We start from the raw sequence: 15,372 nt of genomic DNA, 5'->3' as shown, positions 1-15,372 counted from the left end.
CCTCATGCCATCAGCCCGCGCTGGACGAATTCGAGGCCCATCAGGATTACAAACAGCAGCCCTAGCCCGCCGACGCCGACAGCGAAATACTTCAAACGCCTGGCCCGCAAAGCGCGGCCCGCAGGGGTGAACACATGCGACACCGTGCCGATAACCGGCAGCCCTATCTCGCGTTCAAGCTGGCTCGCAGTCGCAAAGGTGGAACCAAGCTTGGACAGCGCAAAGGCAGTGGCCGCCCCCGCTCCCAGCCCTACTATCAGCACGCCCGCCAGCAGCAGTGGCCGATTGGGCGCGGCGGGCGCGCGCGGGGTGCTCGGAGGGTCGATCACTTCGAACTTGATCGCGCTGTTCTCGCTCTCGACATCGCCGCGCAGGCGAAGCTGTTCGCGATCGTTGAGCAGGTCGTCGTAGCGCTTGCGCAGCACGTCGTAATCGCGGCTGATGCGTTGCGCCTCGGCGGTCGCGCCAGGTTCGCGCGCGAGGCTGCTGTTGATCGAGGCGATCTCCGAACGAAGGGCTGCGGCCCGCGACATGAGCGCCTGCACATTCGCTTCACGCTCGACCAGCATCGACTGAAGCGAAGTAAAGGCCGGGTTAAGCGAACCCCCGCTTCCGGGGCCAGAGCGCTGGACGGTCGCGCGCAGGTTCTCCACCGTACGCTGCGCGGCCATCAGGTCGGGATGTTCGGGGGTGAGCCCGCGCGCCTGGAGCGCGGCAAGGTTCGCTTCGGCCTGCGCCAGTGCCGCCTGCGGGCCGCCCGAGTTGGCGGTGATGATGGTGCGGGGCGTGCTGGCAAGCTGGCCGCGCAGCGCGGCGAGCGCGCTCTGTGCGGCAGCGAGATCGGCCTCGACGCTACGCAGTTCGTTGCGCGTGGCGCTCATCTGCGAGGCGATCGCCGCCGAGCCGCCCACGAGGTCGGGGTTGGCGGCCTCGAACGCCAGGCGCTCTTCCTCGGCCTTGGCCAGCTCCGCTTCGCGTTCTGCGAGCTGTTCGTTGAGGAAGGCGATAGACTGCTGCATCTCGTCGCGCGCACCGCCGAGGTTTTCCTCGCGGAAGATGTCGATCATGCGCTGGGTGACGGTCTGGGCGAGTTCCGCGTTCTCGCGGTCGGAAAAGTCGCTGCGGCCGATAGTGACGGTAATCTCGAAGATGTTCTCGCCCTGGCTTTCGACCGCAATTTCCTTGCCCAGCTGGGTGGTGGCAGCCTCCATTTCCGCAGGGGTCGTGACGGCATCGCCAAGCCGGGTGGCGCGCACGACCTTTTCAAGGTTGACGGAACTCACCAGCGTCTGGCGAATGCGGTCGATATCGCGAGCGCGGCTGGCCGAGCCGATGCCGATCTGCTCGGCCAGCACGTCATCGAGCTGAATGAAGATGCGGGTCTCGCTCTCGTAGGAATTGGGGATCAGCGCCACGACCAGCCAGCCCAACAGGCACAGGCCCCAGGCAATGCCCAGCGCGAGCCAGCGACGGTTCCACACCGCCCATATCGCTGCCCGTGCCTCTTCCAGAAGTTGGTTCAAGCCCCCCGCCTCCGGTTCAGAACATGCTTTCCGGGATGATGATGACATCCCCCGGCATCAGCATCACGTTGGCATCACTGTCACCCTTGCGCAGCAGGTCGGACAGGCGCAGGGAATATTCGGCCTGCTGGCCGCTCTCGCGATCGAAACGTATCAGCTTGGCGCGGTTACCTGCCGCATATTCGCTGAGGCCACCCACCGCGATCATCGCATCGAGCAGGGTCATGTTCGCGCGGTATGGCAGCGAAGCGGGCTGCTCGGTGGCGCCCACGATGCGGACCTGCTGGCTGAAGGTGCCGGCAAACTTGTTCACGATGACGGTGACCAGCGGCTCCTCGATATACTGCGAGAGCTGCAGGCGGATGTCCTGGGCGAGCATGGTCGGCGTCTTGCCCACGGCGGGCATATCCGCCACCAGCGGGGTGGTGATGCGCCCGTCAGGACGTACCTGCACCGAAGCGCCGAGTTCGTCGTTGCGCCACACGTGCACGGTCAATTCGTCAAGCGGGCCAATGACATATTCCTCGCCCGGACCTTCCTGCATGGCCACGAACCGCGCCGGTTCGAGCTGCGGCGCGCTGCTGGTGGCGCAACCGCTCAACGTCAGCGCAAGGGCCGCGCCGGCAAGAGTGAAACGGGCGATTTTTGTCGTTCGCATCGAAAGTCCTTCACGTGGTCGAACCTGAGGCGCGGCCGGGACTAAGCCCGGCGCAACCCAAAGGCCCTTGGATCCGCAGCCGCTTCTCGCCAAAAAGGGTGAACATTGCGTTAGTTTTGCGTCCGAACCCGCCGGAATAGCGGGGTTTGTGAGCCCCCGTCCCAATAAGGGACAGCTCAGCGGTAACCGGTATATGGCAAATTCAGACGAGCATTTCGGCGGCTGGTCCCTGCCCTAGAAACGATGCCGGGCTGGCGCTGGCACCATAGGCCCCGGCACAAAAGACCGCGACCAGATCACCAACATCGGCTTGTGGGAGGAGGACATTGTCGGCCAACCGGTCCAGCGGAGTACACAGGCACCCGACCACGCTCACCTCTTCCTCGCCCGGACTATCGAAGCTGCTGCCAATGGCAAGCGGATAGTTCCGCCGCACCACGGCACCGAAATTCCCCGAAGCGGCGAGCTGGTGATGCAGACCGCCGTCGGTGACGAGGTAGGTCGTGCCGTGGCTCACCTTGCGATCGACGATCCGGGTCAGATAGACCCCCGCTTCGCCGACCAGGTAGCGGCCCAGCTCGATGGCAAACCGTGTCTCGCGCAGACGTTCGGGCAGCTCCGCAAAATTTGCCTTCAGCGCTTCTCCGATGGCACCGATATCGAGCGGGGTATCCTTGTCGAAATAGGGGATACCGAAACCGCCGCCCATGTTGAGATGCGGCACCGCGACCCCCGCCTCTTCACTGAGCCGTGCGGCCAGTGCGATGACATTGGCCTGCGTCTCGATAATGGCGGACGCATCGAGCGCCTGGCTTCCGGTATAGATGTGAAAGCCGCGCCAATCCGCGCCTTCGTCGACGATCCGCCGCGCCAGAGCGGGAACCTGTTCTTCGTCGATCCCGAAGGGCTTGGCACCGCCTCCCATCTTCATGCCCGAGCCGCGCATCTCGAAACCCGGGTTAACCCGGATGGCGAGCCGCGGCTTGACCGAAAGCGCCTTGCCCATGGCCAGCGCGCGCGCAATTTCGCCTTCGCTTTCGCAGTTGAGCGTAACCCCGGTGGTAATCGCGGCCTTGAGTTCTCCATCGCGCTTTCCCGGCCCGGCAAAGCTGATCTCGCGCGGGAGGTAGCCCGCCTTGCGCGCGATCTCCAGCTCTCCGCCCGAGGCAATGTCGAGCCCGTCGACGAGCTCAGCCATATGCTCCAGCAAAGGCGGATAGGGGTTGGCCTTCATCGCATAGTGGATGCTGAGCTGCTCGGGCATGGCGGCGCGCAAGGCGGCGACCCGTGCGCCTATAATGTCGCGCGAATAGACGAACAGCGGGGTTCTCCGGGCTTCCTTGACCAGCGCCGACACCTTGCGACCGCCAATGGCGAGTTCGCCGTCAATGGCGGTATAGTCTTCCGGAATGGGACCGAGCGGCTTCATGAATGTTCCTTCGCGAGCGCAGCGCGGTCGATCTTGCCATTGGGGTTCAAAGGCATGGCCTCGACCCAGCGGATCACCGCAGGCTGCATGAAATTCGGGAGGTCGGCCCGCAACGCGGCGCGCAGGGCCTCCTCGTCGCCGCTGCCGCGCACGACCAGATGGATCGCCTGTCCGAGCCGCGCGTCGGGCACGCCGAAGGCGGCGGCCTCGCTGGCAAGTCCGGTGGCGACCGCAGCTTCCTCGATTTCCTGCGGGCTGATGCGGTTACCCGCGCTCTTGATCATCGCGTCGGAGCGGCCGACGAAATGGAGAAGGCCGAGTTCGTCGCGGCGCACCATGTCGCCCGAGTAAACCGCCATTCCGCCATAAAGCGAAGCTCTGGGCGCAGGCTTGAAGCGTTCGGCGGTACGCTCAGGGTCGTTCCAATAGCCCTGCGCAACCAGCGGCCCGCAGTGGACCAGCTCGCCTTCGCTGGCCGGTTCGCCCTTGTCGTCGACCACGAGGATTTCAGCGAAGGGGATGGCGCGACCCATCGAGGTCGGGTGTTCGTCAACCATCGAAGGGTCGAGATAGGTCGAACGGAAGGCCTCGGTCAGCCCGTACATCGGGAACAGCCGCGCATCGGGAAACATGCCGCGAAGGGCGCGGACCATGTCTTCAGTCAGCGCGCCGCCCGAATTGGTGAGCCTGCGCATCGGCGCGGTGGCCTCGGCGGGCCAGTCCTGCTCGATCAGTTGCACCCACAAGGGTGGGACAGCCGCCAGCGTGGTCACGCCATGGCGCGCGCAGGCCTTCACCACATCACGCGGGGTCAGGTAATCGAGCGGTACCACGCTGCCTCCGGCATACCAGGTCGAGAACAACTGGTTCTGGCCGTAGTCGAAGCTCAGCGGCAGCACGCCGAGCGTCACGTCATCGGCGGCCATGCCGAGATAGTGCGCGACGCTGACCGCGCCGAGCCACATGTTGGTGTGGCTGAGCATCACACCCTTGGGCCGTCCGGTCGAACCTGAGGTGTAAAGGATGGCCGCCAGCGTATCGGGATCGGCCGTGCTGGGCGGCAGCGCTTCAGCCTCCTGAGCCCAGACCAGCGCGGTAAGATCCTCCAGCGCCGCGCAGCCTTCGGGCAGGTCGCCCTCTTCGAGCAGTGCCAGCCGCGCCTTGTTTCCGAGCAGCAGGCTCGCCCCGCAGTCTGCAAGGATATGCGCCACCTGCGCGCGCTTGAGCAGCGGGTTGATCGGGACGTGCACCACCCCTGCCCGCGCCGCAGCAAGCGGCAGCAGGCAGGTCAGTTCGCCCTTTCCCGCCCAGCTCGCCACCCGCGTACCCGGCTCAGACGCGCGCGCGGCCAGCCATCCCGCAAGCTGCCCGATACGGCTTCTTAAGTCCTTCCAGCTAAGGACTTCGTGCTTGAGCACCAGAGCCGCGCTATCGTCGCTCCCGCGCAGGGCGAGATGATCGAGCGGCCACGGAGCAGGATCGGGTTCGAAAAGGTTTGCGGGCTGCTTCAAGAGATGGGGACTTCTTTGCTGTGACAGCGATCAGCTATCACGCCAGTCTTAACGATCTGCAAGCCCAAGGCTGGGCTGACGCCGGGCCCTTTGCTCGGCCGCGCTGGTTTGCGTTGCTCGAACAGGCGGGGAAGCGGCCCTATCTGGTCTGTGCCAGTGACGGTGATAAACATGTCTGCCTGCCGCTCGAACGGCAGGGCGCGAGCCTTATCTCGCTCACCAACTGGTATGCCTTCACCTGGGCGCCGCTGCACAGCGGCCCCGCACCGGATGCAGACCTGCTGCGCGTCTTGGCGCAGGACCTTGCCCATCACAGCCGCCGGGTGGTGCTCGACAAACTGAGTGTGGAAGACGGCAGCACCGCCCTGCTCGCCCACGCCTTTCGCCGGACGGGCTGGATCGTGCGCGACGAACGCTGCGACGTGAACCACGTGCTCACCGTGAACGGACGCAGCTATGCGGACTATCTGGCAGAACGCCCGGGGCAACTGCGCACCACGCTCAAGCGCAAGGGCCGCAAGGTCGAGATTGCGCTCTCGCAAGAGTTCGATGAGCAGGACTGGGCTGCCTACGAAGACATCTATGCCGATAGCTGGAAGCCCGAGGAGGGCGATCCGGCGCTGCTCAAACGCTTCGCGATCGAGGAAGCCGCTGCGGGCCGGATGCGCTTCGGCCTCGCCCGGGCCGAAGGGCAACCGGTGGCCGCGCAGTTCTGGACCGTCGACGGCGGCACGGCCTATATCCACAAGCTCGCCCACCGCGAGAGCGCGAAGCCGCTGTCGCCCGGAACCACCCTATCAGCGGCGCTGTTCGCGCAGGTCATCGATGTGGACAAGGTCGCGCTGGTGGACTTTGGCACGGGCGACGATGCCTACAAGCGCGACTGGATGGAACAGATACGCGAACGCCGTCGTCTCACCTGTCTGAGGCCCGGCGCGCCCGGCAACTGGCCCGAACTGGCCAGGACCGCCCTGCGCAAACTTGTTTCGCTGATCCGCCCTCGCTAAGGCCCAAAAACTATGACGACCAATCTTCCCGCTTCGGTGACACAGCCCGACGATACCGACGCTATCCTGCGCGCGATCCTGCGCGACGTGCTGGGCCTGTCGGACGAACGCGTCGCCGAGCTTGATGCGGATTCGGGCCTGTTTGGCCATATTCCCGAGTTCGACTCGATGGCGGTGGCGGGGCTGCTCACCGAGGTCGAGGACCGCTGCGACATCCTGATCGAGGACGACGAGGTCGATGGCGACATGCTGGAGACATACGGCGCCTTGCTCGCCTTCGTAAGCGCCAAGCGCGCCGAGGGCTGACCGACCGTGCTGACCACCTGGCGGGCGCCCGGCGGCAGCGACGAATTGGCAATCCGCTTTGGCGATGACACCGGCCCCTGCCTGCTTGTCCTCCCTGCCTGGTTCGACGAGGGCAACAAGACCCGCCACTTCACCGTAGAGACGATGCGCCTGCTGGCCGAGCGCGGCATAGCCAGCGTCCTGCCTGACCTGCCCGGTTGCAACGAAAGCATGTCAGCATTGCCCGAACAGACGCTCGGATCGTGGCGCGCGTCTGCTGGGGAAGCGACGAACCATTTCGGATGCTCGCATGTGCTGACCATTCGTGCTGGCGCGAACCTGGTGCCCGACCTGCCCGGCTTTGCCTATGCTCCGCTTGCCGGGAAGTCGGCCTTGCGCGCGCTGCTCCGGGCGCGGACGCTCGCCGCCAAGGAGGCTGGCCGCCCTGAGACAACCGAAGCCCTGCTCCAGACCGGCAAGGTCGAGGGGCTGGCGCTGGCGGGCTACCATCTGGGTGCGACCATGGTGTCTGACCTCGCCGAAGCCACACTCGCTCCGAATGCACTTGCGCCGCTAGAACCGGGCGGCCCGTTGCTGTGGCTGCGCACCGAGCCCGAGCACAACCCCGAACAAGCCGCCGCGCTGGCCGACCTCATCGCCGCTGGGCTGACCCGATGAGCCGCACCCACTTCACCGCCGACTGCCAGGGCGACACCCTCGCCTGCACCCTCGACGAGGCGGCAAGCCCGGTCGGCCTGCTGATCGTCAGCGGCGGCAACGAGACCCGCGCCGGAGCCTTCGCCGGACAGGCCCGCCTTGCGGCCCGGATCGCCGAGGCAGGCTACCCGGTGCTCCGCTTCGACCGGCGCGGCGTGGGCGACAGCAGCGGCGACAACCTCGGTTTCACCGGCAGCGCACCCGACATCACCGCCGCCTTGCGCGCCTTCGCTGCTGCCCGACCCGGCCTGCGCCGCGTGGTGGCCTTCGGCAACTGCGATGCGGCCAGCGCGCTGATGCTCGGCGCGGGCTCCGGGTGCGACGGACTGGTACTCGCCAACCCGTGGACCTTCGAGGGCGAGACCGCGGACGATGCCTCGGCCATGCCCGCCGAGGCGATCCGCGCCCGCTATGCCGCCCGCCTCAAGGACCCGCGCGAGTGGCTTCGCTTGGTGAGCGGAGGGGTCGATCTGCGCAAGCTGGCGCGCGGCCTGCAAGGAGCGCTCAGCAAACCCGCCGCGCCCTCGTCGCTGGCCGAGGACATGCGCAAAGGGCTGAGCCGGTTTGCCGGCCCCGCCCGCATCCTGCTCGCCATGCGCGACCGCACCGCGCAGGCCTTTGCCACCGTGTGGGACCAGTCCGACCCGCGCCTCCATCGCCGCGAGGGGGCCGATCACGCCTTCTCCGCAAGGGCCGACAGCGACTGGCTGTTCAGCCAGCTAATCGCCGCGCTTGACGAACAGGCCCTATTTAACAAACAGACTGGCCAGCTCGACGTGGATTGACCAGCGGAACTGGCCGACCGGGCGCAGCTCTGCCAGCTCGTAACCCGCCTCGCGCAGCAGTGTGGCATCGCGCGCCCAGCTTGACGGGTTGCAGCTGATGTAGACCACCCGCTCCACCCCAGAAGCCGCGATCTGTTCGACCTGCGTCCGTGCGCCTGCACGCGGCGGGTCAAGCACGATGCCGTCGAAGCCGCGCAGCTCTTCGGCGCGCAGGGGGTTGCGGAACAGGTCGCGGTGCGCGGCCTCCAACTGCAAGCCCGCCTTCGCGCCCGCCGTGCGGCAGGCGAGCAAGGCGGCCCGCTCGGCCTCTGCCGCCAGCACCTTGCGGCCCTCACCCAGCGCCAGCGCGAAGGTGCCGAGCCCGCTGAACAGGTCCGCCACGTTGGTACAACCGGCGAGCCATTCCTGAGCCGCGCCGGCCAGCGCCGCCTCGCCATCGTCGGTCGCTTGCAGGAAGGCGCCGGGCGGACAGGCGACCGGCGTGCCCGACAGCGTGATCGTCACCGGCTCGGGCTCCCAGAACCCCTCCGGTCCATAGCCCTGATCGAGCGACAACCGTGCAAAGCCCGAACGGCGGCACAGCTCCAGCAGGTCTTCGGTCTGCTCCAGCCCCTCAGGCATGAAGCCCGACAACAGGCAGTCGATACCCTGATCGAGCAAGGCCAGCTCCACCCCGATGGCGAACTTGCCCTTCAGCTTGCCGAAGTATGCCGCCAGCGTGTCGCGCGCAGCCATCAGCTCAGGGCGCAGCACATGGCACTCGCGCATGTCGACGACCTTGTGCGAGCCGCCCTCGTTGAAGCCGATCACGGCGCGGCCGCCGCCGTTGATCGCGCGCAGCGAAGCGCGGCGGCGCGAGTTCGGCGGCGACATGTGCGGCGCGGCGACCTTGGCCGGCACCAGCCCCTGCCCCTCGGCGGCGTTCACCACCCGGTCGCGCACGAAGCCGGCCAGCGCCTCGTCGTCGCAGTGCTGCAACTGGCATCCGCCACACTTGCCGAAGTGCCGGCATGGCGGAGTGGCATGGTGCGGCCCTGGCGTAATCGCACCGTCAGCGCTGATGGTGTCGCCGGGGGCAGCATAGCGGACGTGACGCCCGCTTGCGGTAATGCCATCGCCCTTGGCGGCGATGCGGATGATCTGTTCGGTTTCGCTCACAGGAAGGCCCCATAGGCTGCCGGAACCTGCGCGACCAGATCGCTTGCCGAGAACGCAGGTCCGGCGCGCAGCGCTGCCTCACGATGGAGCCAGCAGCCGTTTTGCGCTGCCTGAAAGGCGGTCACTTCGCCCACAGCAAGCTGGCTGGCGATAAGGCCCGCCAGCACGTCGCCAGTGCCCGCGGTCGATAGCCAGCTGGGCGCGGGCGGCATGAACACCGGCGGGCGGCCCGGTGCGGCCACGATCGTATCCGGCCCCTTGGCCACCAGCACGCCCTCGATCGCCTCGGCCAGCTCGGTGAGCTGTTCGAGCCGGTCGGGCTCCGAGCTGGCGAAGGCGTTGCCGATGGCATCGAGCTCGCCCGCGTGCGGCGTGAGCACCAGCGGCGTGCTGCGGTCCTCCAGCATCTCGGGTTCGAGCAAGACCAGCGCGTCGGCATCGCAGACGGTCGGCAGATCGCAGGCGAGCGCCCAGGCCAGCACCGAACGCGCTTCTTCCGAGCGGCCCAGCCCAGGCCCGATGAGCACAGCGGAGATGCGCGGATCGGTCGCCAGCGCGGGCATGGCCTCGCTTGCCACCACCAGATCGGGCGGCACACCGGGCAGGCCATCGTGATCGCTGTAAAGCTTCACATAGCCCGCCCCGCCGTGCATCGCCGCGCGCGAGGCCAGCACACCGGCGCCGGGCATCGCGCCGCCGATCACGGCCAACAGCCCGCGCGAGTACTTGTGGTCATCACGCTCGGGCGCGAACAGGAGCGGTCGTTCCGACAGGCTCGCCGCGCCCTCCACCGGCATCACCCCGATATCGACGAGCCGCATGTCGCCCATGATGGCCTGCGCGGGCATCATCCAGTGCGCCAGCTTCCACGCGCCGAGCGCGATGGTGAGGCTGTAGACGGGAAGCCGATCGTTGAGCAGTTCGCCGCTGTCAGCGTCGATCCCGCTTGGCAGGTCCACCGCGATCCAGTGCTCGTGATGGTAGCTCAGCTCGATCAGCAGCCGATGCAGATCGTCCGAAAGCGGACGCGAGAGGCCCGTTCCGAACAGGCAATCGACCAGCACCGCGCCCTTGGCCGTTGCGACCGGCTCGCCGCCCCAACGCGCGCGTGCCTCTTTCGCTGCATCGGTCGTGGGAGCGCGCGGGGCGACCACCTCCACCGGCACGCCGCGTTCGGCCAGCACGCGGGCGATCACATAGCCATCGCCGCCGTTGTTGCCGGGGCCGCACAGCACCGTGACCTTGCGCCCCGCCGCAATGCGATAGACCCAGTCCGCCGCGCCGTGTCCGGCCCTTTCCATCAACTCCATGACGCTGGTGCCGCCTTCGATGAGGCGATCTTCCGCGCTGCGCATCTGCGCTGCGGTGAGGATCTGGTTGGGCGCTTCCATACCGCTAAGGCTTCATCGGCAGACGGTAGCGGTCTGCCCCCACGCGCACCTCGACTATCCCCTCACCGGGCACGACCTCGGCCTGCTCCATCCCATCGGCGGTGATCAGGCCTTCGCCCGGAACGCCAAGCTGGAACCGGCGGAAGCCCCCGTCGGGATGGCGCAGGATCGCGGTGCGGCCATCGCTATCCTCGCGCAGCTCCATGCTGCAATCGGGCGCAAACGAGGCCGCCCCCACGACCGCGCATTCGACCATCACAGCGCCTTCCGCCAGCTCATCGCCGCTGGCGCTGCCGCATCCGGCCAGCGTGAGCGCGGCCAGCCCGGCAAGGCCCAAGGTGTGACAGGTGTTACACGGTCCTGAGGCAAAAAAACTGTCCCGCCTGAGCCGCGACCCGAAGACATGGCGAGCGCGGCGTCGGAAGAGGAGCGAGGTCAGCATCATGGCGGCGAGCTTACTCTCGCAAAGCCCCCGTAGGAAAGGGCCTACGCCCGGTTCTTCCCGGTAACCTGCGTGACATCGCGCACTGCGCCCTTGGCTGCGCTGGTCGTCATCGCGGCATAGGCTTGCAAGGCGGGCGATACCCGCCGCGTGCGCACGGCGGCAGGCTGCCATGCGGCATCGCCCTTCGCCTCCATTTCCGCACGGCGCGCGGCAAGGTCCGCGTCGGACACTTCCATCGCGATGGTGCGGCCCGGAATGTCGATGGTGATTACGTCGCCCTCTTCGACGAGGCCGATATTGCCGCCCTCCGCCGCCTCGGGCGAGGCATGGCCGATCGAGAGGCCGGAAGTGCCGCCCGAGAAGCGCCCGTCGGTCAGCAGGGCGCAGGCTTTGCCCAGGCCCTTCGATTTCAGGTAGCTGGTCGGGTAGAGCATCTCCTGCATCCCGGGGCCGCCGCGCGGGCCTTCGTAACGGATAATGACCACGTCACCCTCGCCCACCTTGCCCGCGAGGATCGCCTCGACCGCCGCATCCTGGCTTTCGAACACGCGCGCCGGACCGGAGAACTTGAGGATGCTCTCGTCGACACCGGCGGTCTTCACGATGCAGCCGTCTTCCGCGATATTGCCGTAAAGCACCGCAAGGCCGCCATCCTGCGAGAAGGCATGCTTGCCGCTGCGGATCACGCCGTTCTCGCGGTCGCGGTCGACATCGTCCCAGCGGCGCGACTGGCTGAAGGCGGTCTGCGTCGGTACGCCGCCCGGCGCGGCCTTGTAGAATTCCTGGACCACCGGATTGTTGGTGAGCGCGATGTCCCAGTCGGCCAGCGCATCGCCGAGCGTCGGCGAATGGACAGTGGGCAGCGCGGTGTGCAGCAGGCCAGCCCGGTCAAGCTCGCCGAGGATCGCCATGATCCCGCCCGCGCGGTGGACGTCTTCCATATGCACGTCGTTCTTCGCCGGAGCGACCTTGCACAGGCACGGCACCTTCCGGCTCAGCCGGTCGATATCGGCCATGGTGAAGTCGACCCCCGCCTCGTTGGCGGCGGCGAGCAGGTGCAGCACGGTGTTGGTCGAGCCGCCCATCGCGATATCGAGGCTCATCGCGTTTTCGAAGGCTTCGAAGCTGGCGATATTGCGCGGCAGAACCGTGGCATCGTCTTCCTCGTAGTAGCGCTTGGCCAGCGCCACCACGAGCCGCCCGGCGCGTTCGAACAGGCCCTTGCGGTCCGAATGGGTGGCAAGCTGCGAGCCATTGCCCGGCAGCGACAGGCCAAGCGCCTCGGTCAGGCAGTTCATCGAGTTGGCGGTGAACATGCCCGAGCACGAGCCGCAGGTCGGGCAGGCCGAGCGCTCGATGTCGGAAACTTCCTCGTCGGTATAGCTTTCGTCGGCGGCGGCAACCATGGCGTCGACGAGGTCGAGCGCCCTTTCCTTGCCCTTGAGCACAACCTTGCCCGCTTCCATCGGCCCGCCGCTGACGAACACCACCGGGATGTTGATCCGCATCGCGGCCATCAGCATGCCAGGCGTGATCTTGTCGCAGTTGGAGATGCAGACCATCGCGTCGGCGCAATGCGCGTTGACCATGTATTCCACGCTGTCGGCGATCAGGTCGCGGCTGGGCAGCGAGTAGAGCATCCCGTCGTGGCCCATGGCGATCCCGTCGTCGACCGCGATGGTGTTGAATTCCTTGGCAACACCGCCCGCAGCCTCGATCTCGCGCGCGACCAGCTGGCCGAGGTCCTTCAGGTGGACGTGGCCGGGCACGAACTGGGTAAAGCTGTTCACCACGGCGATGATCGGCTTGCCGAAGTCGCCATCCTTCATGCCGGTCGCGCGCCAGAGCCCGCGCGCGCCTGCCATGTTGCGGCCGTGGGTGGAGGTGCGGGAACGATAGGCGGGCATTGAACTTGTCCTGACTGAATTTGCTTGTGGCTGCGCCTTTAGCGCAGCGAAGGCGTGAAGCTAAGCGCTAATGCGGTTGCACCTGCAACGGCTCGCCTAGCCTGCCAGCGCGTGGACAACCGTCTGACCCATCTGCGCGAGCAGCTTGGCAAAGCGGGCCTGGCCGGTCTCGTTGGTAATCATGTCGTTGCGAATTTCGATTGCGCAATAGGGGCGGCCATGAGCCTCTGCATGGCGGTTCATCGTCGCGTTGAGTTGGCGGCCCGAATAGGGCTCGTTGTTGCCCACGACGAGACCCTGATCGGCAAAGAACTTCATCGCGTGCTGCGCGGCGCGGTCGTCTTCATTGTAAAGGAGGGCGATCTCCCAGGGGCGCGGCTCGCCGCGATCTTCCATGCGAGGCGTGAACGAATGGACCGAGAGGATCAGCGCCGGGTCGGCCTCGTCGAGCCAGCTCGCCATCGCCGCGTGATAGGGGCGATGATAGGCCTCGATCCGCGCCTCGCGGTCGGCTCCGATGTTGCCGGGGATGAGGATGCCGTCGCTTACCTCGGGGATCAGGCCTGCGGACTCTTCCTCGCGATGGAGGTCGATCACGAGGCGGCTGAGCGTCGCAAGGTGCGCTGCCATGCCATGCCTCCGCACCAGCCGCTCGACCACTCCGGCGGTGCCGATGTCCCAGCCCACGTGCTTTTCGAGAACCTCGGCGGTGACGCCCAGTTCGACGCCATCGGGAACGTGGTTGGAGGCATGGTCGCAAACGGCAACGATGCCGCTGCGCGTGGGGGTGCCGATCTGGCGGAAGGGGGTGAAGGTCATGGGGCGCCTATACAGCAAAATTCGCGCTCGTCCTTACCCAGCGCGACACCTGTTCATGTTGAGCCAAACACCAACACCCGCTCATCCTGAGCTTGTCGAAGGATTGCCCTTCTCTTCAGAATTCAGCGCGAGGGTGAAAGTAAGGACGGCCCTTCGACAAGCTCAGGGCGAGCGGACGGGGTTCTGAACTTCCTACCGCAACTTCCCCGCCATCTGCCACCATTCGCTTGGCATAGCCGCCGCCGCCGCATCGCGGGCTTCAGTGGTATCGAACAGAGCAAAGCAGGTCGCGCCCGAGCCGGACATTTCGACCTTCCACGCAGCGCTCTGGCCGAGCGCCGCCAGCACCTCGGCGATCACCGGGCACTGGCTGATCGCGGGATCGCGCAGGTCGTTGCGGCCTGCCTGGGCGATTTCGCGTGCGGTGCCCTCGGGCATCGGGCCGCGATCCTTGCCGTCCCACGCCTTGAACACCGGCCCGGTGGCGAGCGGCACGCGCGGGTTGACCAGCAGGACAGGCGTTCCGGTGAGGTCGCTGTCGATGGGTTCGAGATCGGTCCCTGTCCCGCGCCCGACGCAGGTGATGCTCTCGACGCAAGCCGGAACATCGGCGCCGAGCTTTGCGGCGCGGGTGCGCCAGTCGTCGGGCAGGCCGTGCGCGCGCTCCACCACCCGGAACAGCGCCCCGGCGTCAGCCGAGCCCCCGCCCAGCCCCGCCGCGACGGGGAGGTTCTTCTCCAGCGTGATGGCGAGGCCGTTGGGCCGAGGCAGCGCGCCCAGCGCCTGCATGACGATGTTCGCGCCAGAACTCCTCCCCCCTTGGGGGGGGGGGTGGGGTGGGGGGCTTGCGCCGTCTTGATCATCGAATGCCGGAGCCCCCACCCCCAACCCCTCCCCGGTGGGGAGGGGAGAGGTGAGGAAGGTGCTGAATTCGCCGACCACTTGCAACCGGTCCTGCTCGGCGCGCTTGGCCAGCAGCGTGTCGCCGCCATCGACGAAGGCGAACAGCGTTTCGAGCTCGTGATAGCCGTCCTCCCGCCGCTTGCGGACATGCAGCGCGAGGTTGATCTTGGCGTAGGCGGTTTCTTGCATCAATCCTCCCCCACCGGGGGAGGGGGACCATGCGCAGCATGGTGGAGGGGCACGGGCCGCTGGAAAGCCCCCCGCCCGATCCGCTCCCGACAAATCTCGACTATCCGCACCACAACCGGCTCAACCTCACCCAGAATCAAACGTGCCGGAATCCGCGTGGTCGCAATCACCTGCGAGCGCAACCATTCCGAGCGAACCCGGTCATGGGCAGCTGCGCGCGCGCTGTCATACGCGCCGCCACTCTCCCACAAATGCAACAATGCCAATTCCACAAATTATAGGCGCGGCAGCGTCAGCCATGACTGAAGTAATCTTGTAGGCATCCCAGGCATGCAAGCTCAGATAAAATCGCCAAAACAAGTCGAGAGCTACAAGAGCGCAACCAAAGACAACCAAATCAATCCAGGGAATTGATGCGAGGCGAAGTGACCGACGAGCCACTGCGACAACAATTGCAATAAATGTTACCCAAAGAGCGCCATTGAACACGATTTGCGCGTAAGGATGGATGAGCCATCGATAAAGCCCCGTTCCAACATAGATCATCGCTATGAACCACACAGCGAAAGCAAGATAGAAAGCGATAGTCAGAGGCTTTGTTCGACCGCTCATCAGAATAGTATCGGCCAATTTGCTCACGTCCGC

Annotated in this window: 15 protein-coding genes; 4 read left to right on the top strand and 11 right to left on the bottom strand. The window is 66.4% G+C overall.

Features of this window, described 5'->3' with window-relative positions; translation table 11 throughout:
* Positions 1-2: 2 nt before the first annotated feature.
* The 4 genes from ABDJ38_RS04170 to ABDJ38_RS04155 form a co-directional block, all read right to left on the bottom strand.
* Positions 3-1,523 (bottom strand): XrtA system polysaccharide chain length determinant, encoded by a 1,521-nt coding sequence (locus tag ABDJ38_RS04170; RefSeq protein WP_346783800.1) that lies wholly within the window; start codon positions 1,521-1,523, stop codon positions 3-5.
* A gap of 16 nt (positions 1,524-1,539) precedes the next feature.
* Complete coding sequence (locus ABDJ38_RS04165; protein ID WP_346783799.1) at positions 1,540-2,181, bottom strand: XrtA/PEP-CTERM system exopolysaccharide export protein; 642 nt, start codon at positions 2,179-2,181, stop codon at positions 1,540-1,542.
* 202 nt (positions 2,182-2,383) lie between these two features.
* Positions 2,384-3,610, bottom strand: a complete 1,227-nt coding sequence (locus ABDJ38_RS04160) for a pyridoxal-dependent decarboxylase, exosortase A system-associated (RefSeq protein WP_346783798.1) — start codon at positions 3,608-3,610, stop codon at positions 2,384-2,386.
* A complete protein-coding gene (locus ABDJ38_RS04155; protein ID WP_346783797.1) occupies positions 3,607-5,121 on the bottom strand; it encodes an acyl-CoA ligase (AMP-forming), exosortase A system-associated in 1,515 nt (504 codons plus the stop codon). The genes ABDJ38_RS04160 and ABDJ38_RS04155 overlap by 4 nt, the downstream gene beginning before the upstream one ends.
* A gap of 20 nt (positions 5,122-5,141) precedes the next feature.
* Here ABDJ38_RS04155 and ABDJ38_RS04150 point away from each other — a divergent pair, with 20 nt between their 5' ends.
* The 4 genes from ABDJ38_RS04150 to ABDJ38_RS04135 are packed head-to-tail and all read left to right on the top strand — an operon-like array spanning position 5,142 to position 7,915.
* A complete protein-coding gene (locus ABDJ38_RS04150; protein ID WP_346783796.1) occupies positions 5,142-6,128 on the top strand; it encodes a GNAT family N-acetyltransferase in 987 nt (328 codons plus the stop codon).
* A gap of 12 nt (positions 6,129-6,140) precedes the next feature.
* Positions 6,141-6,434 carry an acyl carrier protein gene (locus ABDJ38_RS04145; RefSeq protein ID WP_346783795.1) on the top strand — a complete coding sequence of 98 codons (294 nt, stop codon included), beginning with the start codon at positions 6,141-6,143 and terminating at the stop codon, positions 6,432-6,434.
* A gap of 6 nt (positions 6,435-6,440) precedes the next feature.
* Positions 6,441-7,091 carry an alpha/beta hydrolase family protein gene (locus tag ABDJ38_RS04140; protein WP_346783794.1) on the top strand — a complete coding sequence of 217 codons (651 nt, stop codon included), beginning with the start codon at positions 6,441-6,443 and terminating at the stop codon, positions 7,089-7,091.
* Positions 7,088-7,915 (top strand): hydrolase 1, exosortase A system-associated, encoded by an 828-nt coding sequence (locus ABDJ38_RS04135; RefSeq protein ID WP_346783793.1) that lies wholly within the window; start codon positions 7,088-7,090, stop codon positions 7,913-7,915. Before ABDJ38_RS04140 ends, ABDJ38_RS04135 begins: the two co-directional genes overlap by 4 nt.
* On the opposite strand, the gene ABDJ38_RS04130 is transcribed toward ABDJ38_RS04135, so the two are convergent.
* From ABDJ38_RS04130 to ABDJ38_RS04100, 7 genes are all read right to left on the bottom strand, one after another.
* On the bottom strand, positions 7,877-9,073 hold the full coding sequence (locus ABDJ38_RS04130) for a class I SAM-dependent RNA methyltransferase (RefSeq protein WP_346783792.1): 1,197 nt from the start codon (positions 9,071-9,073) through the stop codon (positions 7,877-7,879). The two genes, ABDJ38_RS04135 and ABDJ38_RS04130, sit on opposite strands and share 39 nt — an antisense overlap.
* Complete coding sequence (locus tag ABDJ38_RS04125) at positions 9,070-10,464, bottom strand: NAD(P)H-hydrate epimerase (RefSeq protein ID WP_346783791.1); 1,395 nt, start codon at positions 10,462-10,464, stop codon at positions 9,070-9,072. The genes ABDJ38_RS04130 and ABDJ38_RS04125 overlap by 4 nt, the downstream gene beginning before the upstream one ends.
* A gap of 4 nt (positions 10,465-10,468) precedes the next feature.
* Positions 10,469-10,909 carry a hypothetical protein gene (locus ABDJ38_RS04120; protein ID WP_346783790.1) on the bottom strand — a complete coding sequence of 147 codons (441 nt, stop codon included), beginning with the start codon at positions 10,907-10,909 and terminating at the stop codon, positions 10,469-10,471.
* A 41-nt stretch (positions 10,910-10,950) separates the two neighbouring features.
* Positions 10,951-12,816: a dihydroxy-acid dehydratase gene (gene ilvD / locus ABDJ38_RS04115; RefSeq protein ID WP_346783789.1), complete on the bottom strand. Its 1,866-nt coding sequence runs from the start codon at positions 12,814-12,816 to the stop codon at positions 10,951-10,953.
* 96 nt (positions 12,817-12,912) lie between these two features.
* Positions 12,913-13,635 (bottom strand): N-formylglutamate amidohydrolase, encoded by a 723-nt coding sequence (locus tag ABDJ38_RS04110; protein ID WP_346783788.1) that lies wholly within the window; start codon positions 13,633-13,635, stop codon positions 12,913-12,915.
* 192 nt (positions 13,636-13,827) lie between these two features.
* Positions 13,828-14,727, bottom strand: coding sequence for a GHMP family kinase ATP-binding protein (locus ABDJ38_RS04105; protein ID WP_346783787.1), 900 nt, complete (start codon positions 14,725-14,727; stop codon positions 13,828-13,830).
* A 225-nt stretch (positions 14,728-14,952) separates the two neighbouring features.
* On the bottom strand, positions 14,953-15,366 hold the full coding sequence (locus ABDJ38_RS04100) for a hypothetical protein (RefSeq protein WP_346783786.1): 414 nt from the start codon (positions 15,364-15,366) through the stop codon (positions 14,953-14,955).
* Positions 15,367-15,372 lie beyond the last annotated feature (6 nt).

Origin of the sequence: Aurantiacibacter flavus (assembly GCF_039710615.1) — a bacterium.
Classification (GTDB): Bacteria; Pseudomonadota; Alphaproteobacteria; order Sphingomonadales; family Sphingomonadaceae; genus Alteraurantiacibacter; species Alteraurantiacibacter flavus.
Note: the sequence above shows the minus strand (reverse complement) of the source record. Positions and strands in the feature narration are given on the sequence as shown.